This window comes from Halolamina salina, from assembly GCF_054653455.1.
The window spans coordinates 889,906-908,723 of the sequence record NZ_BAAIGE010000002.1 but is presented as its reverse complement, the minus strand read 5'-3'; the positions used below and the strand labels follow the sequence as shown (position 1 = coordinate 908,723).

The window sequence follows — 18,818 nt, the reverse complement described above, 5'->3', positions numbered from 1 at the left end:
CCGTTTTCGAGCCGAATTGAGCCGTTTTCCGCACGTAGAGGGCATGATTCATGTGTTCCCGGGGAGTACTCGAGAGCATGGGCGACGACGCCTGCTACCGGGAGTTCTGCCCCGAGTGCGACCTGCAAGTCACGATCGTCGACGGGACGTGTCCCGAGTGCGGCACCGAACTGGAGACCGAGTAGCGCGGACGGCAACGCTTATTCGTCGGGCGTCTGTCACGCGCCCACAGTGACCCGCCCGCCGAACGCCACGCAGTCTGAGCGATGAGCCTCCTCACTACCGCCGGCGGCCTCGCCCTCGCCTTCGCCGGCTACCCCGCGGCCCGCCGCCTCGGCGGACGGTTCGCCGCCCCCGCGGTGCTTCCGGACGACGAGACGGTCCGGGAGCACCTGCTGAAGTGGCTCGTGACGGGCGCGCTGCTGGCGTACGTACTCGTCGTGGAGAACGAACCGCTTGCCTCGCTCGGGGCGACGCTGCCGCCGTCGATACCGATCGCCGGCGGCGTCGGCGGCGTCGCCGGCCTGCTCGTCTGGTGGGTCGGCGGCCTCGTCGGCACGATCGCGCTCTCGACGGTCGCGTACAACCTCTTCCGACAGTTCGAGTGGGACACCTCCGAGGCGTTCTCCGAAGAGCAGGGCGAGCGACCGGCCGCGGCGTTCCTGTTCACCGCGGTCACCGCCGGCGTCACCGAGTCCGTCCTCTATCAGGCCTACCCGATCGAGCGACTCGCCGGGCTGTCGGGATCGGTCGTCCTCGCGGGCCTCGTCTCGTGGCTCGTCTTCACTGCCGTCCACTACGCGACCGACCGCTTCTCGCTGCAGGCGACCGTGTTCACGAGCGTGCCCGCGCTGGCGGTGACGGTGTTGTACGTGCTCTCGGGGAGCGTCTACGTCGTCGTGCTCGTCCACGCGACGGTGAACGCGCTGAGTTTCCTCTCGCAGTAGAAGGTCGTGGGGCTACACACAGCCACGGCAAAGGCTCCGAGCGAGCGGCCGGCGCCGCTCGCCGGTCACGCGCCGTGATCGGTTACAGGTTGCTCGCGCCCGCGCCACCCTCGATCGGGAGCGCGACGCCGTTGATGTAGGAGGACTTCGGCGAAGAGAGGAAGGCGACGGCGTCGCCGAGTTCCATCGGCTCGCCGATGCGTTCGAGCGGAATCCCGCCGCCCCAGTCGGCCAGCCCCTCCTCGTAGTCGTCGTAGTCGCCGCGGTCGACCGCCTGCTCGACGAGGTCCTCGATCCGGGAGGTCTCGTGGGGACCGGGCAGCACCGCGTTCGATCGGACCTCCGGCGCGAGCTCCTGTGAGAGCGTCTTCTCCAGCCCGATCACCGCCATCCGGACGGAGTTCGAGAGCACCAACGAGTCGATCGCCTCCTTCACCGAGCGGGAGGTGATGAACGTCATCGTCCCGTGATCGGACTCCTTGAGGTGGGGGGCGGCCGCGCGGACGGTCCGGACCGCGCTCATCACCAGCAGGTCGAACGCCTCGTACCAGTCCTCGTCGTCGGTCTCGAGGAACGCGCCGCTGGGCGGGCCGCCGGCGCTGGTGACCAGCGTGTCGATTCCGCCGAACTCCTCGACCGTCCGCTCGACGAGGTGTTCGATGTCCTCCTTCTCGGTCAGGTCGCCCTGGACGCCGACGACCTCGCCGTCGCCGACGGCGTCGATCTCCTCGACGGCTTCGGCGAGGCGGTCCTCGTCGCGGCCGTTGACGACGACGTTCGCGCCCTCGCGGGCCAGCGCCGTCGCCGACGCCTTCCCGAGGCCGCTGCTCGATGCCGTCACCAGTGCGCTCGTGTCGTCGAGTTCCAGATCCATAGGGCACTCTGCGCTCGGGGAGAACTTAAACCCGGCTCGCTCCGGAAACGCCTGCGGGGTTCTCCGAGCGAGCTTTTTCGGCAAGCCTAAACCATCCCATCTCCTCCGAGGAGCCATGAGCGAGTACACGCTCGGGGACGTGAGCGTCGTGATGGGCAGCTACAACGAGGCGGAGGCGATCGGGCCGGTGCTGGAGGACATCGACGAGGCCACCGACGGACAGGCGGAGGTCGTCGTCGTCGACAGTTCCAGCGACGGCACCGCCGAGATCGCCCGCGACCACGGCGCGACCGTGATCGAGCAGGAGCCGCAAGGGTACGGCTACGCGGTGTGCAAGGCGCTGCTCTCTGCCACGAATCCCGTGCGGATCACCACGGACTGCGACGGCACCTACCCGATGGAGCGAATTCCGGACTTCCTCGACCTGATCAACGAGGGGTACGACGTGGTCAGCGGCGACCGTCTCTACCACGGCGCCGACACGATGCCGACGCTGAACCGCTTCGGTAACTACGCGTTCGCCGGGCTGTCGAGCGTGCTCTCGGGGGAGTACCTCCACGACGTGACGACGGGGATGCGCGCCTACCACGAGGACGTGATCGAGGAGATCACCTGGACCGAGAACACCGGGCTCTCGGCGGAACTACTGATCCGGCCGGCGATGCGGGGGTACGAAATCCGCGAGGAGCCGATCGCCTACGACGAACGGCTGGGCGAGACGAAGCTGGATCCGTTCTCGGGCGGCGCGGAGATCGCAGGCTCGATTCTCCGGGTGTGTGCCGAGGAGCGCAAGCGGCAGTTGACGAGTCTGTTCTAAGGCGGTTCGGGTTCTCGTTCGGTTCTTCGTTGGCGGTTGGCGTTAGCTGCTCCTGTACGGTGATCTCACCAGCGACTGGACCGCGGAGTGAGCTAGACCACTTGCGACCGCGACCGCCCGCACAGCCCACAGACCTCCCCACCCGACTCGGTCGCTTCGCTCCCTCATCCCTCGCGCTCGGGTCGCGCACGGAGGCGCGACCGCTTCGCGCCGACCGCCACACCGGTGCGGATGCGGTGGACGCAGCGCGCCGGCAACGGTCGCCGGCGCGCGGGGGAGGGGTGGGGACTCCGTGCTGCGCCGGGCCTCGTGTCCGGCGCACTGCGGTCGCAAGTAGTCAACGAACGGGCTGCTGTCGCGGTTGCTGCCTCAGTTGCCAACGATCGAGATGCTGTTGCGGCCGCGGTTGCCGTCGCAGAACCAAGAACACACACGAACCCAACTCACCGAACGAACAGCTTCACGGACCAACCCCACGAACGACGAGCCATGCCCCGCGACCAGTTCCTCCCACCCGCACTCCTGCTCCTCTTCACCCTCCTCGTCGCCCTTCCCGCCTACGGCCTCTACACCGGCGATATCGCCGTCCTCTGGACCTCGTTACTACTCGGCGGCGCGCTGTTCGTCTGGAAGTGGCGCTGGTGGTGGACTCCGATCCAGAAGTACGTCCAGCCCGGCGCAAACGAGCCGTAACACCCACAAACGCTACTCAGAAACAGACTCCACCGTCGCGTTCGCGAACTGCCCGGGCGGCGAGGAACCCAGCCCCGCCGGCACGCAGCGATCGGGCACGGGACAGCGCTCCCGCGTCGGCGACAGTGCACGCACCTCGTCGCCGCCGGCGTCGATCGGGAACACGAGCTGGTAGCTGAATCCCGTGCTCGGGCCGGTGGAGACGAACACGGTGACGGTGAGCTCGTCGCGGTCCTCCACGTCGAAGCTCCCCGGGCTCCGGACGCCTTCGCCAGCGAGGCGGGCACCTGTCCCGTTGACCGTCAGCGTCAGCCGGAGCGTCCCCTCGCTGACGTTCGCCGTGGCGTACGTCTGCCCGGCGTCGCCGCCGGCGCGGATCGACACCGACTGGGCGCCCTCGGGGATACCGACCGCGGCGTCCATCCTGACCGACTCCCCCGAGACGCGCTCGACGGGGCGGAGTTCGGCGGTCACGCTCTCGCCGTCGACGGGGTTCCACGGGCCGCGCATCACGTACCGCCGGAGCTCGTGATCGGGCTTGGCGGCGGCCACGTCGAGTTCGTCGTCGTCGCCGATGGCGTACAGCGACGGGCCGTCGAACTCCGGATCGTTCCGGACCGCCTGGAACGGGTGGTTCAGCCACGGGCCGTACACCGGCGTGAGGAACGTGAGCGTCTTCTCGTCGGTCTGATTGCCGCCGAGGGCGGCGTTGCCCATCGAGAGCCCACCTTCCGCCTCGAACGGCTCGTAGGCGGCCGCGAGCTCCTCGCTGACCGCCGCGTTGTGGTCGAGGGGGCGTTCGGCGGCGTCGGCGGCGACGGGGGCGGCGACGCCCGCTGCGACGATCACGACGGCGACGGCGACCCGGGGCGCCGTCAGCGTGTCGGGGAGTCTCGGGGCGGCGAGGCTCCCCAGTCGGTCCGCACCCCACACGACGGCGACGGCGCCGAACACCGCGGTCGGGACGAGCATATCGTAGTGGTAGTACGGGCCGAGGCTGTGGATCAGGCCGTCCTCTTGAACGGTGAGCGCGCCGAGGATGTTGAAGTTCCCCCAGAACGCGACGTTGCCAGCCGCGATCGAGACGAACATCCCCGCGACGGTCGCGCGTCGGCCCACGAGCGCGGCCGACGCGCGCTCGCTCGCGTCAGGAACGCGCCGGAGCACGGCCGAGCCGGCAGTCGCCAGCACGCCGGCCGCGGCGAGGACGGCGCCGACGAGTCCCATCGCGACCCACTCGGTGAACAGCCGGGCGAGGACGCGGCGGTTCGACTCGATCCCGAGTTCGAGCGTGTAGTTCTCCTCGTGGCCGAGGATCTCGCGGTGGCCGAAGCCGATCCCGTCGTGGGGCGCGAACGCCTGATAGGGGAACACGAGCGGGTCGCCTGTGACGATCACGTTGTACCCGAGCGCGACCAGCACGCCGACGATCCCGAGGCCGGCGGTCAGGGCGCGACGGGCGAACAGCGCGCGCTGCTCGTCGCTCACCGCCTCGAACGGCGTCCGCCACGCGCCCGAGCGGACGAGCGTGCCGACCGCGTGAAGGATGAACGGCGACGCAAACAGCACGGCGGTGTACGGTCTGGCGAAGAAGGCGGTCGCGATCGCGGCGCCGGCGACCGCCGCCAGTCTACGGCTCCCGGTTCGCTCCCCGCGGAGGTACGCCACCGCGAAGCAGAGTTCGAACGCCGCCGTCACCGCGTAGGGGAGGTACACTCCGGAGTGGATCAGGAACAGCGGCGACGCGAGCACGAGGACGCCCGCGACGGCGCCGACCCGCCAGTCGAACAGTTCGCGGGCCAGCGCCGCGGTGCCGGCGACGACGCCCGCCGAGATCCCCGCCAGCGCGATCGGGTAGGCGCCGAGGACCCGTCCCAGCGCGAACACGGCGGCCGGGACGGGCTGGTACTTCGAATACAGCCCCCGCCCGCTCTCGACGAAGAACCACGGCCGGAACGACCCCTCGACCGGCGGCCGGAGGAACAGCTTCCCCGAGAGCAGCAGTTCGGCCTGCTGGAGGTAGACGCCCTCGTCGTGGTTGATCGAGTGGTACGGGAAGATCCGCGTCGCGACCAAAAACGAGGCTACTGCGGCGACGAGCGCGAGCAGGAGGATCGCGACCCGGCCGCGGTCGAGGCGGTCACGGACGGCGGCGACGGCGGTGCGAAGCGTCTCGGTCGCGCCGGAGGAGTCGGCGACGGGCCTCCCGGACATCTACGCCGCGGGGTACCAAGCGAGGGTGTGGTCGGCGACGAGGCGGACGCGCACGCGCTCGCCAACGTCGACCTCCTCGGCGTGGTTGTGCAGGCAGCGCACCACGGGACCGTCGTCGAGTTCGACGTGGTAGACGAACGAGGGACCGGTGTACTGGCGACGAATCACCTCACCGTCGGCGGTGGGAGCCGACGGGGTCCCCCCGTCCGCGCTCGCCCTGACGGCCTCGGTTTCGGCCGAGATGGGGCCGGCCTCGCCGTCGACCGGCGCGAGCCGGAGGTCGTCGGGGCGGACCAGCACGTCCACCTCGGCGCCGACGTACTCGTCGGTCACGCCCTTCAGCAGGTCGCGGCCGTAGGAGCCGATCGTCGTGTCGACGGAGCTGTCGGTGATCTCCCCGGGGACGAAGCTGGCCTGCCCGAGGAACGAGGCGACGAAGCGGGACTCGGGGTGTTCGAACAGCGACTCGGGGCTGCCGACCTGCTCGACGTGGCCGTCGGACATCACCGCCACGCGGTCGGATATCGACAGCGCCTCCTCCTGATCGTGGGTGACGGAGACGGCGGTGACGCCCGCCTCGTTGAGGATTCGTGTCACCTCCTCACGCATCTCGACGCGGAGGGCCACGTCGAGGTTCGAGAACGGCTCGTCGAGCAGCAACACGTCGGGTTCGGGCGCCAGCGAGCGCGCGAGCGCGACCCGCTGGCGCTGGCCGCCGGAGAGCTCCGTCGGCGATCGGTCGCCGTACCCTTCGAGCCCGACGAGGTCGAGCAGGTCGGCGACGCGGTCCTGTGCGGCGTCGCTGTCGCGGTCGTCGAGGCCGAACGCGACGTTCTCCGCGACCGAGAGGTGGGGGAACAGCGCGAACTCCTGGAACACCATGCCCACGTCGCGCTCCTCCGGCGGGACCTCGCGGCCCTCGCCGGCGACGACCTCGCCGCCGACGCGGACGGTACCCTCGGTGGGCGACTCGAGGCCCGCGATGGTCCGCAGCGTGGTGGTCTTCCCGCAGCCCGACGGCCCGAGGAGCGTGAGCAGTTCGCCCTCCCGGACCGCGAGGTCGACGCCGTCGACGGCCCGCTCGCCCGCGAACTCCTTGGCGACGTTCGAGAGTTCGAGCACCGTCTCGGCGTCGTCGTCGACGCTCGCGTCCGCTCGCTCCGCCGCTCGCTCGCCGGTCGTGGGGGTGTGTTCGTTGCTCATTGATCGCGTCCCTGAACGAGGAGGGGGATCATCGAGAGTCCGGACACCACCACCAGCACCAGCGCCGGCAGCGCCGCCCGGCCGTAGTAGCCGCCCTCCTGAACTCGCCAGATGTACGTCACCAGTGTTGTAAACCCTGTCGGGTGGAGGATCAGCGTGGTGTCCAGCTCCTTCATCGTCGTGAGGAAGACGAGCGCCGCGCCCGCGAGTACGCCCGGCGCGATCAGCGGCAGCGTCACCCGCCGGAACACCCGCCGCGGCGGCTCGCCGAGCACGCGCGCGGCGCCGAGCAGCGACGGGTCGACGCCGAGCACCGACGACCGCGTCGCACCGACCGCCTGCGGGAGGAACCGCACGACGTAGGCGAACACCAGCAGCGGGAGCGACTGGTACACCGCACGGGCGGCGGCGGGGCCGAACCACTCCGCCAGTTGGTTGCTGCTGAAGAACACCAGCGCGAGCGCGAGCACGACCCCCGGCATCGCGTAGCCGAGATACGTCGCGCGCTCGGTCAGCCACGCGAACGTCGAGCGGGAGCGCCCCGAGTAGTACGCGACGGGGATCGCCAGCGCCAGCGTCACGGCCGCCGCCAGCGCGGCGACGTAGACGGAGTTGAGCGCGAACCCGGCCTCGAACGCGCGACCGCCCACATCGTACTCCAGCGCCTCGGCGCGGACGAACCACATCGTCAGGATGCCGACCGGGAGCGCGAGCGTGAACGTCGACACGAGCGCGGGCAGCAGCATCGCCACCCAACGGAAGCGCCCGAGCGAGATCAGCACCGACGACGAGGAGGCCGCGCCGTAGCCCGAGTCCTCGCCGCTACCGATCCGGGACTCCAGCGCGACCACGACCGCAGTGACGGTCAACAGTTGTAGCGACAGCAGTGTGGCGTTGTTCCGCCCGTCGCCGAAGCTGTTGAGCTCGACGTAGATCATCCGCGTGAACACGTCGTACTGCATGATCGTCGGCGTCCCGAAGTCCGAGAGCGCGTACAGCGCGACCAGCAGCGCGCCCGCGGTCACGGCGGGCAGGATCTGGGGCAGTATCACGCGCCGGAACGCCGCGAAGTAGTCGACGTTGAGCGTGCGCGCGGCCTCCAACTGCGTCTCGTCGAAGGAGAGCAGCGCCGCGCGGGCGGTGAGGAACACGTACGGGTAGACAAAGAGCGTCAGCACCAGCGCAGTGCCGCCCAGCCCGTACACCTCGGGGATCCGGACGCCCAGCGGCGCGAGCGCGTCCGCGAGCTCGCCGTCGGGACCGAACGCCGAGACGTACGCGAACGCGCCGACGTAGCTGGGGATCACCAGCGGGAGCGCGATGACGACGGTCCAGAACCGCCGGAACGGCAGGTCCGTCTGGACGGTCAGTACCGCAAGCGGCACGCCCAGCAGCACTGAGGCGGTCGTGACGACCACGACGAGCGTGAGGCTGTTGGCGAACACGTCGCCCGAGGTACTGACAAGCGACTGTGCCTCCGCGAGCGGCACCTCGCTCGCCCGCAGCAACAGCCAGAGCAGCGGCGACAGCACCGCGGCTGCGATGGCCCCCGAGAGCAGGACCAGCGGCGTCGAGACGCCGTCGTCGTCCAGCCCGAGGAACCGACGCGCGAACCGCCGGCGGAGGCCCGCCGGCGAGTCGGTGGTGTCGCCGGCGGCGCCCATTACAGGACGCCGACCTCACGCATGAGCTCGACCGTCGGCCCGATCTCCGAGAGCCGCGCGAGGTCGAACTCGGGGGGGTTGAGCTCGTCGATGCGCGGGAGGTCGCCCACCGGCGGCACGCCCGGGATCATCGGGTAGGCGTACGCCCGGGTCGCGAAGTACTCCTGTGCCTCCGCCGAGAGCAGGTGCCGGACGAAGGTCTGTGCCAGCTCCTGCTGGGGACTCGGCTCCAGCACCGCGGCGCCGGCGACGTTGATCAGCGCGCCCGCGTCGCCGCTCGTGAAGGCGAGGTCGATCGGCGCGTTCGGCCGCGCGGCCTGCACGCGGAGCGCGTAGTAGTGGTTCGCGAAGCCGGCCTGAACCTCGCCGTCGGCGACCGCGTTGGCGACGAAGAACTCGTTCGCGTACTCGGTGATGCCGGCGTCGACCATCCCCTGCAACCACTGGCGGGTGGCCTCCTCGCCCTCCGTGATCCGCATCGCGGTGATGAACGCCTGGAACGCGCCGTAGGTCGGTCCCCAGCCCATGTTTCCGGCGATGCCGGAGTCGGGCAGGGCCATCACGTCATCCGGGATGTCGCTCTCCGAGAGCGCCTCCGTGTTGTACGGGATCGCCCGGGCGCGGCCGGCGGTGCCGACCCACGCGCCGTTGGGGTGGAACTCGTCGGGGACGGGGTCGGTCACCTCGCTCGGGAGTTCGCTGGTCAGGTCCTCGGCGGCGACGGCCGCGAGCGAGCCGGCGTCGACCGACCAGAACACGTCCGCGGGCGTCGCCGACCCCTCGGTGATGAGCGTGTTCGCGGCGTCGGAGGTGCCGGAGACGCGCGGGGTCGCCTCGAAGTCGGGGTAGATCTCCTCCAGCTTGTTGATCAGGTCGCGGTAGAGCCCGCCCTCGCCGCCGCCGAGGTAGATAGTGAGTTCGCCTTCGAGGTTCGGCAGCTCCTCGATCCGGGTGCCGCCGACCTCCTCGCGGCCCTGTGCGAGCACGCCCGAGCCGCGGAACTCCGAGAACTCGGCGCCGAGGCTCCCGTCGCCGCCTTGGGTCGGAGTGTCGGTGCCGCCTTCGCTCCCCGGCGTGCCGTCGGTTTCGGTCCCGTCGCCGCCGTTACAGCCGGCGACGCCGACGAGGCCGGCGCTCGCGAGGCTCGCGAGCAGCCGTCGGCGGCGCTTCGAGGTCGGTTCGTCAGTCATCGGCGGGCACCTCCACGGTGTCCGCGGCGGTCGGTTCGATCGTGTCGAGACAGTCGAGCCAGTCAGTCATGTATTCACCACAGTAGTTCAGGAACTCGCCGTTGTTCCACTCCTCGAAGTCGCCGGTCGCGAGCGCCTCCGCCATCGCCGCGAAGACGTCGCGGTAGCTGTCGGCGTCCGCACCGGCGTCGTCCAGCACTTCCCAGACGTGTTCGTTGAGTTCGAGGCCCGCGACCTCGTTCTGCAGATCGTCGAACGTCGACCGCGGCGCCTTGTTGTGCTCACACAGCGGGCCGCCGTTGTACACCTGCTTGCCGAGCACGTCGCAGGCACGCTTGAGGAACAGCCCCGACCAGATGTCGTCGAACCGCCCAACGTCCCAGCGGTTGTCGTCCATCGGCAGCTGGTAGAACGCGGGGATCACCTCGCGGCGGAACGCGAGGTTCATCGAGCAGACCGTCAGGTACTGCCCCTCCGCGGCGACGAAGTCCTCGCCGAAGTCGTCGGCGCTGGTCCGGGTCTGGGCCTGTCCCTGCAGGTCGCCGTCCATCAGGATCCGCACTGCGTCGAGGTCGGGGACGTTGGTCCAAAGACCCTGCGAAGCGACGACGTCGTCGACGTGTTCGGTGTCGCGTTCGAGTTCCTCGTCCATCGCCGCGTAGGGGTAGCCACGCGGGTAGAGGTCGCCGTCGGCGTCGTCGAGCACGTTCACCCACGACCCGTCGGAGGCGCGGGACTCGATCTCGCCCTCGTAGGCGAGGTTCGCCATGTGGGTGCCGAAGAAGTCCTCGTCGTCGTGGGGCAGCGTGTCGTCGTCGATGAACACGCCGTAGTCGAAGCGCTCGTTGGCCCACATGTACAGTAGCCCGAAGGAGGTCTGGGCGTGGCTGGCCTCGGGGATCAGGTGGCTGTACTCGCTGGCGCCCTGCTCGGCGAACCACTCCTCACGGGCGGTGCCGTCGAAGACGGCGCCGTCGACGCCCAGGTCGTCGAGCATCGCCGCCATCTCGTCGGTGTCACAGAAGTCCTCCGTGACCAGCACGACGAACAGGCGGTCGGTGTCGAACCCGTGCTCGCGGGCGTTGGCGACGTACGCCTCCATACACTCGTACTCCCGTATCGTGGGAACGATCACGCAGATGTCCTGCTCACTCATTGCCCGCCGGTTGTTTAGGGACTCCTAAAACCTTGCCGATTTTTCGGCCAGCCAAAAGCGATCGGCCTCAGAGCCGGCTGTCGATCGCGTCGGCGGCTTTCAGCGACAGCGCGGCGATAGTGAGCGTGGGGTTCATCGCGCCGCCGGTGACGAAGGTAGAACTGCCGGCGATCGTGAGGTTCGCGAGGTCGTGGGTGCGGAGGTCGGGGTCGACGACGCTCGATTCGGGGTCGGTCCCCATCCGGGTCGTCCCCATGTGGTGGTAGGCGGGACCCGTCGAGTCCGGGCCGACGACCCACTCGATATCGGCGCCCATCTCCTCCAAGACGGAGCGCTGGATCTCGTTTGCGCGCTCGATCGTCCGGCGGGTGCGCTCGTCGAGCGACCAGACGACCTCGGGGACGGGGTTGCCGTGGTCGTCGGTGCGCGAGCGGTCGAGCGTGATGCGGTTCTCCGCCCGGGGGAACTGCTCGACCAGTGCGCCCATCGCGACGTGGGTGCCGTAGCCGGCGCGGATCTCCTCGAGCAAGTCGTCGCCGAAGCTCTCCGACCCCATCGCGATGTCGGCGGGCGCGGGGCCGGCGTAGTTGAGGCACTCCAGCTTGATCGCCCCCCGGCTCGCGTCCTCGCGGTCGTAGAACTGGTGGCTCTCGGTGGTGTTGAAGCCGACGTGTTTCTGCCGGGTGGGTTCGTCGAGCCGGCCGCCGACGCCGGCGAACAGGTGGTCCATGAAGTACCGCCCGACGGCGCCGGAGCTGTTCGCCAGCCCGTCGGGGTACTGGTCGCTCTCGGAGAGCAGCAGCAGCCGCGGCGTCTCCACGCCGCCGGCGGCGATGACGAACTCGGCGGCCTCCTGCCGGTACTCCTCACCATCGGGCGTGACGTAGACGGCGGCGGTCACGCGCTCGCCCGACTCGTCGTGTTCGAGTCGCTGAACCGGCACCTCGTCGATCACGCGGGCGCCCTCGCCCTCGGCGCTGTCGACGTGCCGGAGCGCGTGGTACTTCGCGCCCGAGGGGCAGACCGGCCGGCAGGTGCCGTAGCCCACGCAGGCGCTCTCGCCGTCGTACGGTTCGGAGTTCCGGGCGTTCGGCACCGAGTGGGTGGTGATCTCCAGTTCCTCGCAGGCTTCCGCGAACAGCGAGTCGCTGTAGGAGGGCGGGAACGCGGGCAGGGGGTGGGGCTGCTCCCGCGGCGGCGCGAAGGGGTTGTCCGACGCGCCCGCGACCGCGAGCGCCTCCTCGGCGGCGGCGTAGTACGGCCGGAGGTCCGCGTAGTCGATGGGCCAGTCTTCGGCGACGCCGAGTTCGGAGTCGAGCCGGAAATCCTGCTCGTGGAGGCGCATCACCATCCCCTGCCAGTGGAGCGTCGAGCCGCCGACGCCCTTCACGCGGGCGGCGTTGAGCGGGTAGAACCGATCGCCGCCGGAGGTGTACGCGTCGCGGGGGCCGCCCATCCCCCAGACCGGCGTGTCGTCGCCGGGCCGGAGGTGGGTCTCCATCCGCTCCTCGCGGTCGTCGGGGTCGAACCGCGGTCCTGCCTCGAGCACGACTACCTCGTGGCCGGCCGCGGCGAGGCGGTCGGCGACGAGCGCGCCCGCGGGGCCGGCGCCGACGATACACACGTCGGCGTTCTCGGTGGGGGTTCGGTCGGCCTCGTTCATTGCGGTCCCCGCTGATAGCTCGCAGTGCCGCCCGGATAGCCCGGCGGGTTCTCGAGTCCGGCCAGTGACGCCCCCGTGGGCGAGGCGTACAGGCCGAACAGCAGGTCGTTCACGAGGTAGTAGCGCACGCGCTGGTCGTCGTCGCCGTCCGGATCGGGGTCGGCGGTGTCGACGGCCATGTAGGAGAGCAGTTCCTCGCGGCCCCCGGCGTCGAGATCGGCGTACGCCGCCCCCTCGAGGTTCTCGGCGTACTCGTTCAGGGTCGCGACCGCGTCGAGCATCCCGCGGCCGTGCTCGGGGCGCTCGCGCACGCGGGGTCGAACCCACTCCGCGACGAACTCGCCGACGTTCTCCACCTCGCTGGGGTAGAGCACGCCCGCGAGCGCCACGAGCGTCTCCAGATCGTCCTCGCCCAGTTCGAGGTCGTCGTCGCCGTCGTTCGGCGTTCCGTTTTCGTCCCACGAGTCGGCGTCCGGTGCGGAACAGCCCGCGACGCTGCCCATCCCCGCCGCCGACAGCGCCGCGAGCGCGTCCCGTCGAGTGAGCCGCATCTGTCGGGCGAGAATTTGGCTAGCCTAAAGAAGAGCGTTGTGATCGCTACCGGAGTCGCTCCGAGGCGATCTCGGCGCCCTCGACGAGCGCTTCGAGTTTGGGCCACGCGATGTCGGGGTGGACCATCCCGAGGCCGGCCTGCGTGCCGAAGCCGCAGTCGGGCGCGGCGACGATCTCGGTGTCGTCGGGGACGACGTTGGCGACGCGCTCGATGCGGTCGGCGATCGTCTCCGGGTGGTCGATGATGTTCGTCTTCACGTCGACGACGCCGGGGATGAGCGTCCAGCCGTCGGGCAGGGGGTGCTCGGCGAACGCGCGGTACTCGTGCTGGTGGCGGGGGTTGGCCTGCTCGACGCTCAGCCCGGAGATGTCCGCCTCGTACAGCGTGGGCAGCATGTCCGCGAGGTCGGTGTCGAGGTGGTGGGGACCCTCGTAGCTCCCCCAACAGGTGTGGAGTCGGACCTGCTCCTCGGGGATGCCCGAGAGCGCCTCGTTGAGCGCGTCGACGTGGAGTTCGACGACCTCGCGGAACTCCTCGACCGAATCGTCGGCGAACAGGTGGGTGTGGCCGGTCGCGAGCAGGTCCGGCGCGTCGATCTGGATCGTCGCGCCCGTCTCCGCGAAGATCTCGTACTCCTCGGCCATCGCGTCGGCCACGTCGAACACGTACTCCGCGTGGTCGTCGTAGTGCTCGTCGACGTGGGTCGCAGCGACGACGCTGGGAGAGGCGGTGGTGAAGAACGTGTCCTCGATGTCGACGCCAGTGCCCTCGATCGCCTCGCGGAGCTGCTCGACCTCCTGCTCGGCCGCCTCGTGGCCCTCGTAGCGGATCTCGCCGGTGACGGCGGGCTGTTTCGCGAGGTCGATCACGTCGGTCTCGAACGTGTCCTCGGCGACCGCGGGATACTCCTCCAGATCGGCCCACAGCTCCTGCTCGCGCTTGCCGCCGATGTTGGTGAGCCGATCGCCGACGTAGTAGTTGAACGAGACGCGGGGCTGCTCGCCGTTGTTGATCTCGTCGATCCCCGTCTGGAGCTGTCGGTCGACGATGTCGTGGGTCGCCTCGCGGCTCACGCGGTCCCACTCCTCGGGGTCCACCTCCCCGCCCGACTCGCGGGTCCGCAGCAGGTCGAGTAGCTCCGGGGGTCGCGGGAGGCTGCCGATGTGTGTCGTCTGGATCCGATCGCCGTCGTGAGTCGACATACTCGGTAATACTCATACCTATAAATATAACCAGTGGTTTTCCAGAGGGCGACAGCCCGGCCGGAAACCGTCCATTCAAGCGGGTCCGCGCCGGGGTGAGCAACATGGACGGAAACGACCGGCGGATCGTGGGACTAGCGGGGGCGGCCCACGCGCTGGTCCACACGTACGAACTCTCGGTGCCCATCCTCGTGGGGATCTGGCTGGCGCAGTTCGCGACGACGGCGGCCGAACTCGGCATCGTCGTCTCGGTGGGGATGGCGCTGTTCGGTATCGGCGCGCTGCCGGGCGGGGTGCTCGCGGACCGCTACGGCTCGCGGAAGCTGATCGCGCTCTGTCTGGTCGGCATGGGCGGCTCGTTCCTCGTGCTCTCGGTCGCGCCGGGGGCTGCCGCCGGCGTGCTCGACGGGCTGCCGCTGCTCTCGACCAGTCCCGCGGTGATCGCCATCGCGGTCGCGCTGGTGCTGTGGGGCGCCGCGGCCAGCGTCTACCACCCCGCGGGGCTCGCGCTCATCAGCAAGGGCGTCTCCGAGCAGGGACGGGGCTTTGCGCTCCACGGGATGGCCGGCAACATCGGTATCGCGGCGGGACCGCTGGCGACGACGGTGATGCTCGCGTTCCTCGACTGGGAGACGGTCGCGGCGGTGCTGGCGGTGCCGGCCTTCCTCGCGGCCGGCGCGGCGCTGCTGCTCGACGTCGACGAAACGACCCACCGGAGCGACGACGACGAGGAGGACGACACGCCCGACTCGATCGGCGAGTTCCTCAGCGTGTCGGCGACGGTCGTCAAGAGCGCGTTCGCGTTCGTGTTCATCGTCGTGATGATGAACGGGCTCTACTACCGCGGCGTGCTGACGTTCCTGCCCGAACTGCTCGCGGGGCTGGAGACGTTCCAGCCCATCGAGATCGCGGGCGAGCCGCAGGAGCCGGCGAACTACGTCTACTCCGGCCTGCTCGCGGTCGGGATCGCCGGCCAGTACGTCGGCGGCCGGCTGACCGAGCGCCTCTCGCCCGGGCAGGGGATCGCGTACGCCTTCGGCGCGCTGGCGGTGCTTGCGGTGCTGTTCCTCCCGCTGGCGTCGATGGGCGCGGCGCCGCTGCTGCTGGTGAGCGGGGTGCTCGGCTTCGCGCTGTTCATCGTCCAGCCGATCTATCAGGCCGCCGTCGCGGAGTACACCCCCGAGTCCGCCCGCGGCCTCTCCTACGGCTACACCTACCTCGGCAACTTCGGCGTCGGCGCGCTCGGCGCGGGGATGGCCGGCGTGATCCTGACGTACTCGAACCAGACGGTGCTGTTCCTCGTGTTCGCGCTGATCGCCGGGATCGCGAGTAGCGTGGGCCTGCTGTTGCTGCGACGGTAGTCGGCTGCCAGTGGGCTACGGAGGAGATTCCCACCGTCTCGGGCTCACGACACCGTTCCGGTGTCGAGTTTGCTGATCGTCACGACGTACTGGCTCCCGCAGTCACACTCGAGGAGTTCGTCACAGTTCGGCCCGCCCACGTGACTGAGGGTCCCCGCACAGTCGTCACACTCGATCTCGATACAAGTCATGTTACGAGACCAACTCGACTACGAGCGGATAAGTGTTGTCTAATCACCACTTCTTGGAAGTCCGGTACACGACGCGGATCGGCCCTCACTCGGTGTCGGCGGCCACTCGCTCCCCGTCGGAGTCGAACACCGCGTCCACCACGCGCTGGACGCGGTTCGCTTCCGCGAAGCTCACCAGATCGCCGCCGTCGCCGTCCAGCTCCGCGACGAACTCCTCGACCAGCCGCAGCGTCGTCTCGCCGGGGTCGTTCACCACCACCTGCTGCTCCGCCCCCTCGCCGCTCTCGGCGAGTCGGTACCAGTCGAGCAGCGTCAGCGACCCCTCGGTGCCCACGACGGTCATCGAGTTCTGTTCGTCCGCGCCGCAGTCGGTGAGCAGGTCGATCGTCCCCGGGACGCCGTCGGCCGCGAAGTAGCCCGTGATCGACGCCTCGTAGCGCCCGGGTGCGGTGTACTCGACCGCGGCGTCCACCCAGTCGACGCCCCCGAACGCCTCCTGTACGGCGAACAGGTAGTGGGTGCCGACCTCCCGCAGCGGCCCGCCCTGCTCGCGGCCGGCGAGCCACTCCACGTCCTGCCACTCGCGGGGCCACTGCGGGAAGCGGAAGGTAAGCTCGATCCGCCGCGGCTCGCCGATCTCGCCGGCGTCGATCCGGTCGAGAAGCTCCCGGACGCCGGGCGTGTAGCGGAACGGGAGGTTGATCGCCGTCGGCTGCTCGCTCCGCTCGGCCAGCGCGACGAGTTCGGTGCCGACGGTGGCGTCCTCGGCGATCGGCTTCTCACAGATCACCGGCTTGTCGGCGGCGACGGCGGTCTCGACCACTGCACGGTGGGCCTTCGGCGGGACGCCGACGTAGACGATATCGACCGCGTCCGCGGCGATCATCGTCTCGTGGTCGGTGTAGGCCGCACAGTCGTACTCCGCGGCGAACGATTCGACCTTCGACTCCACCAGATCGCAGGCGGCGTGGACGGTCGTCTCGGCGTGTGCCTCGAACGCGTCGGCCAGCCGGTGGCCGATGACCCCACAGCCGACGACGGCAACGTTGTACACAGCGGGGGGAGGGAACGAGGGGGCTTCAGCCTTCGGTCGGCGGCGGCCGGCGACGCGCCGCGCTCCGCCGGGGTTATGTCTCTCGCCGGCGACGCCGAAACTGTGACCGACGACGGCGTGTTCGGACGGCTCCCGGGGCGGTACGCACACGCGTACCTGGTGGTGGCCTTTTTCGTCCTGCCGGCGGTGGCGGTGGTGCTGAGCGGCGGCGGCGTGCAGCGCCCGCCCGGCCCGGTCGCGACCGCGCTGCTCGTCGCGGTCGTCGTCCACCACAGCCTGTTCCTCGTCGCGTCGGTGCTGCTGGACTAGATGTCGAGCGGCGGCTCCCGCCCCTCGGCGACGACGTAGGCGTCGTACACCGCGTACAGCCAGACCGCGGGGTAGAGCACGATCCCGACCAGCGCCAGCACCGAGAGCATCGCGACGAAGCTGGCGACGACGATCGCCGCACCCTTCGCAGGCTCGCGGTTGTAGAACTGGCCCAGCCCGGGCAGTATCGCGGAGTACACCGCCGCGACGAACGCGTTCTCTCCGTTGGTCAACACCTCGATCAGATCGTCCATCGACGACCCCGGCGACTGCTGGCGGACGCCACACTCCGGACAGATCTCCGCCTTCTCGCTGATGATCGTTCCGCAGTCCCGGCAGTACACCTCGCCCTCGCCCGGGGTCGATCGGTCGTCGCCGTCAGTATCGTCGATTTCGTCGGCCGTCGCATCGTCCGTGGAGGGTTCCTCGTGGGGACCGTCGTCGCTCATACCCCACGCTGGGCGTCGAACGCGGGTAGCTCTTGTGGCGCGCCGATCCGGGCGCTTTTGGCGCTGGCGCCGCCCGGTTCGACCGATGCCACCGGCCGCCGTCGCGCGCTACTACGCCTACAAGGCCACGAAAGCGGTCGAGCTCTACCGGCCGATCATGTACCTCTACTTCGCGAGCGCCGGCCTCTCCTTCTTCCAGATCACGGTGCTCGAAGCCGCCTACAACGTGACGACCGTACTGGGGGAAGTCCCGACGGGCTACCTCGGCGACTGGCTCGGCCGCCGCAACGGGCTGATCGTCGGCACCGCGACCATCGCGCTCACGCTGCTGGGCCTCGGGCTGGCCGACCGGCTCGCCCGGCCCTTCCCCGCCTTCCTCGCGCTGTACGTCTGCTGGTCGCTGGGCTACACGTTCCGCTCGGGGACGGAGGACGCGTGGCTCTACGACTCGCTGGTCGGAGACGACCGCTCCTTCTCGGACCTCCGGGGCCGCGGCGAGTCGTTCGCGCTCGCCGCCGGCGTCGTCGCCGCGGTCGCCGGCGGCTACCTCGCGTCGGTGGACCTCTCGGTCCCGTTCTACGCGGCGGCGGCGGTGACGGGCCTCGGCGCGGTGATCCTGCTGACCGTCGACGACGACGGCGACGACCCGGCCGACCGGACCACGCTGTCGGCCAGCCTCGACGCGGTGCGGGCGGCCTTTGCCGACCGGCGGCTCCGCGCGTTCCTCGTGCTCTACTACGTGCTGTTCGCGGCGGCGACGTACCTCGCGTTCATCTTCCTCCAGCCCCGGATCGAGACCGTCGCCGCGGGCTACCCGCTCGGCGACGTGGAGACGCTACTGGGCTGGTACTACGGCGCGATCAGCCTCGTGGCCGCGGCGGTCACGTACCGCGCGGAGTGGATCCGGGCGACCGTCGGGCTGCGGGCGTGGTTCCTCGTCGTCCCGCTCGCGGTGGGGCTGCTGCTCGTCGGCCAGTGGGTGCTGCCGGTCTCGGCGTTCCTCGCGTTCGTGCTGGTGCGCGGGCTCTCCGAAGCGACTCGGGTGTTCGCGAGCCAGTACGTCAACGACCGCATCGACGCCGTCGGGCGCGCGACGACGCTGAGCGCGATGTCGATGGTGAGCGGGCTGGCGGTCGTCCCGTTCCAGCTCGGCAGCGGGCTGCTTTCGGACGCCCTCTCGCCGGGCGTCGCCCTCGCCGCGGCGGGGGCGGTGCTGTTCGTCGGGAGCGTCGCCGTCCACCTCGTCGGCACCCCCGTCGACGAGTAGGAGCGAGGCTG

The 18,818-nt window shown here is 70.0% G+C and carries 18 protein-coding genes; 6 read left to right on the top strand and 12 right to left on the bottom strand.

Annotated elements, in window-relative coordinates:
* The first annotated feature begins 266 nt into the window (after window positions 1-266).
* Entirely contained in the window at window positions 267-947 is a 681-nt protein-coding gene (locus ACYQZ5_RS05300; protein ID WP_379818057.1) for a CPBP family intramembrane glutamic endopeptidase, read from the top strand.
* Window positions 948-1,029: 82 nt separating this feature from the next.
* Here ACYQZ5_RS05300 and ACYQZ5_RS05295 read toward each other — a convergent pair whose 3' ends face one another.
* Window positions 1,030-1,821 carry an SDR family oxidoreductase gene (locus ACYQZ5_RS05295; RefSeq protein ID WP_379730675.1) on the bottom strand — a complete coding sequence of 264 codons (792 nt, stop codon included), beginning with the start codon at window positions 1,819-1,821 and terminating at the stop codon, window positions 1,030-1,032.
* A 115-nt stretch (window positions 1,822-1,936) separates the two neighbouring features.
* On the opposite strand from ACYQZ5_RS05295, the gene ACYQZ5_RS05290 reads away from it, so the two are divergent.
* Window positions 1,937-2,638, top strand: coding sequence for a dolichyl-phosphate hexose transferase (locus tag ACYQZ5_RS05290; protein ID WP_379730674.1), 702 nt, complete (start codon window positions 1,937-1,939; stop codon window positions 2,636-2,638).
* A 489-nt stretch (window positions 2,639-3,127) separates the two neighbouring features.
* Entirely contained in the window at window positions 3,128-3,331 is a 204-nt protein-coding gene (locus ACYQZ5_RS05285; RefSeq protein ID WP_379732901.1) for a hypothetical protein, read from the top strand.
* Between the two features lie 12 nt (window positions 3,332-3,343).
* On the opposite strand, the gene ACYQZ5_RS05280 is transcribed toward ACYQZ5_RS05285, so the two are convergent.
* From ACYQZ5_RS05280 to ACYQZ5_RS05245, 8 genes are all read right to left on the bottom strand, one after another.
* Entirely contained in the window at window positions 3,344-5,545 is a 2,202-nt protein-coding gene (locus tag ACYQZ5_RS05280) for an ArnT family glycosyltransferase (protein ID WP_459845394.1), read from the bottom strand.
* A complete protein-coding gene (locus ACYQZ5_RS05275; RefSeq protein WP_459845391.1) occupies window positions 5,546-6,748 on the bottom strand; it encodes an ABC transporter ATP-binding protein in 1,203 nt (400 codons plus the stop codon).
* Window positions 6,745-8,412: an ABC transporter permease gene (locus tag ACYQZ5_RS05270; RefSeq protein WP_379818054.1), complete on the bottom strand. Its 1,668-nt coding sequence runs from the start codon at window positions 8,410-8,412 to the stop codon at window positions 6,745-6,747. The genes ACYQZ5_RS05275 and ACYQZ5_RS05270 overlap by 4 nt, the downstream gene beginning before the upstream one ends.
* Entirely contained in the window at window positions 8,412-9,602 is a 1,191-nt protein-coding gene (locus tag ACYQZ5_RS05265) for an extracellular solute-binding protein (protein ID WP_379818053.1), read from the bottom strand. The genes ACYQZ5_RS05270 and ACYQZ5_RS05265 overlap by 1 nt, the downstream gene beginning before the upstream one ends.
* On the bottom strand, window positions 9,595-10,758 hold the full coding sequence (locus ACYQZ5_RS05260; RefSeq protein ID WP_379732343.1) for an alpha-1 4-glucan-protein synthase: 1,164 nt from the start codon (window positions 10,756-10,758) through the stop codon (window positions 9,595-9,597). The genes ACYQZ5_RS05265 and ACYQZ5_RS05260 overlap by 8 nt, the downstream gene beginning before the upstream one ends.
* Before the next feature lie 67 nt (window positions 10,759-10,825).
* Window positions 10,826-12,421 (bottom strand): GMC family oxidoreductase, encoded by a 1,596-nt coding sequence (locus ACYQZ5_RS05255; protein ID WP_459845388.1) that lies wholly within the window; start codon window positions 12,419-12,421, stop codon window positions 10,826-10,828.
* The gene (locus ACYQZ5_RS05250) at window positions 12,418-12,972 is read right to left on the bottom strand and encodes a gluconate 2-dehydrogenase subunit 3 family protein (RefSeq protein WP_379732550.1); all 555 of its coding nucleotides are present in this window, start codon (window positions 12,970-12,972) and stop codon (window positions 12,418-12,420) included. Before ACYQZ5_RS05250 ends, ACYQZ5_RS05255 begins: the two co-directional genes overlap by 4 nt.
* Before the next feature lie 46 nt (window positions 12,973-13,018).
* Window positions 13,019-14,176, bottom strand: a complete 1,158-nt coding sequence (locus ACYQZ5_RS05245) for a methionine synthase (RefSeq protein WP_379732551.1) — start codon at window positions 14,174-14,176, stop codon at window positions 13,019-13,021.
* A 104-nt stretch (window positions 14,177-14,280) separates the two neighbouring features.
* On the opposite strand from ACYQZ5_RS05245, the gene ACYQZ5_RS05240 reads away from it, so the two are divergent.
* Entirely contained in the window at window positions 14,281-15,537 is a 1,257-nt protein-coding gene (locus ACYQZ5_RS05240) for an MFS transporter (RefSeq protein WP_379818050.1), read from the top strand.
* Window positions 15,538-15,581: 44 nt separating this feature from the next.
* Here ACYQZ5_RS05240 and ACYQZ5_RS05235 read toward each other — a convergent pair whose 3' ends face one another.
* Together ACYQZ5_RS05235 and ACYQZ5_RS05230 are read right to left on the bottom strand one after the other, a co-directional pair.
* A complete protein-coding gene (locus ACYQZ5_RS05235; protein ID WP_379732510.1) occupies window positions 15,582-15,728 on the bottom strand; it encodes a hypothetical protein in 147 nt (48 codons plus the stop codon).
* Window positions 15,729-15,813: 85 nt separating this feature from the next.
* Entirely contained in the window at window positions 15,814-16,782 is a 969-nt protein-coding gene (locus tag ACYQZ5_RS05230) for a Gfo/Idh/MocA family protein (RefSeq protein WP_379732509.1), read from the bottom strand.
* Window positions 16,783-16,884: 102 nt separating this feature from the next.
* On the opposite strand from ACYQZ5_RS05230, the gene ACYQZ5_RS05225 reads away from it, so the two are divergent.
* Window positions 16,885-17,091: a hypothetical protein gene (locus tag ACYQZ5_RS05225; protein ID WP_379818049.1), complete on the top strand. Its 207-nt coding sequence runs from the start codon at window positions 16,885-16,887 to the stop codon at window positions 17,089-17,091.
* On the opposite strand, the gene ACYQZ5_RS05220 is transcribed toward ACYQZ5_RS05225, so the two are convergent.
* Window positions 17,088-17,540: a DUF5683 domain-containing protein gene (locus tag ACYQZ5_RS05220; RefSeq protein WP_379733011.1), complete on the bottom strand. Its 453-nt coding sequence runs from the start codon at window positions 17,538-17,540 to the stop codon at window positions 17,088-17,090. The genes ACYQZ5_RS05225 and ACYQZ5_RS05220 overlap by 4 nt on opposite strands.
* A gap of 85 nt (window positions 17,541-17,625) precedes the next feature.
* Between ACYQZ5_RS05220 and ACYQZ5_RS05215 the strand changes: the two genes are divergently transcribed.
* Window positions 17,626-18,807: an MFS transporter gene (locus tag ACYQZ5_RS05215; RefSeq protein WP_379818048.1), complete on the top strand. Its 1,182-nt coding sequence runs from the start codon at window positions 17,626-17,628 to the stop codon at window positions 18,805-18,807.
* Window positions 18,808-18,818: the final 11 nt, after the last annotated feature.

Bases quoted from the DNA above. Each gene is read 5' to 3' on its own strand.
- ACYQZ5_RS05265 (WP_379818053.1), bottom strand. From the start codon at position 9,602: ATGACTGACGAACCGACCTCGAAGCGCCGCCGACGGCTGCTCGCGAGC.
- ACYQZ5_RS05220 (WP_379733011.1), bottom strand. From the start codon at position 17,540: ATGAGCGACGACGGTCCCCACGAGGAACCCTCCACGGACGATGCGACG.
- ACYQZ5_RS05300 (WP_379818057.1), top strand. From the start codon at position 267: ATGAGCCTCCTCACTACCGCCGGCGGCCTCGCCCTCGCCTTCGCCGGC.
- ACYQZ5_RS05235 (WP_379732510.1), bottom strand. From the start codon at position 15,728: ATGACTTGTATCGAGATCGAGTGTGACGACTGTGCGGGGACCCTCAGT.
- ACYQZ5_RS05275 (WP_459845391.1), bottom strand. From the start codon at position 6,748: ATGAGCAACGAACACACCCCCACGACCGGCGAGCGAGCGGCGGAGCGA.
- ACYQZ5_RS05290 (WP_379730674.1), top strand. From the start codon at position 1,937: ATGAGCGAGTACACGCTCGGGGACGTGAGCGTCGTGATGGGCAGCTAC.
- ACYQZ5_RS05255 (WP_459845388.1), bottom strand. From the start codon at position 12,421: ATGAACGAGGCCGACCGAACCCCCACCGAGAACGCCGACGTGTGTATC.
- ACYQZ5_RS05250 (WP_379732550.1), bottom strand. From the start codon at position 12,972: ATGCGGCTCACTCGACGGGACGCGCTCGCGGCGCTGTCGGCGGCGGGG.
- ACYQZ5_RS05295 (WP_379730675.1), bottom strand. From the start codon at position 1,821: ATGGATCTGGAACTCGACGACACGAGCGCACTGGTGACGGCATCGAGC.
- ACYQZ5_RS05215 (WP_379818048.1), top strand. From the start codon at position 17,626: ATGCCACCGGCCGCCGTCGCGCGCTACTACGCCTACAAGGCCACGAAA.
- ACYQZ5_RS05245 (WP_379732551.1), bottom strand. From the start codon at position 14,176: ATGTCGACTCACGACGGCGATCGGATCCAGACGACACACATCGGCAGC.
- ACYQZ5_RS05285 (WP_379732901.1), top strand. From the start codon at position 3,128: ATGCCCCGCGACCAGTTCCTCCCACCCGCACTCCTGCTCCTCTTCACC.
- ACYQZ5_RS05280 (WP_459845394.1), bottom strand. From the start codon at position 5,545: ATGTCCGGGAGGCCCGTCGCCGACTCCTCCGGCGCGACCGAGACGCTT.
- ACYQZ5_RS05240 (WP_379818050.1), top strand. From the start codon at position 14,281: ATGGACGGAAACGACCGGCGGATCGTGGGACTAGCGGGGGCGGCCCAC.
- ACYQZ5_RS05270 (WP_379818054.1), bottom strand. From the start codon at position 8,412: ATGGGCGCCGCCGGCGACACCACCGACTCGCCGGCGGGCCTCCGCCGG.
- ACYQZ5_RS05260 (WP_379732343.1), bottom strand. From the start codon at position 10,758: ATGAGTGAGCAGGACATCTGCGTGATCGTTCCCACGATACGGGAGTAC.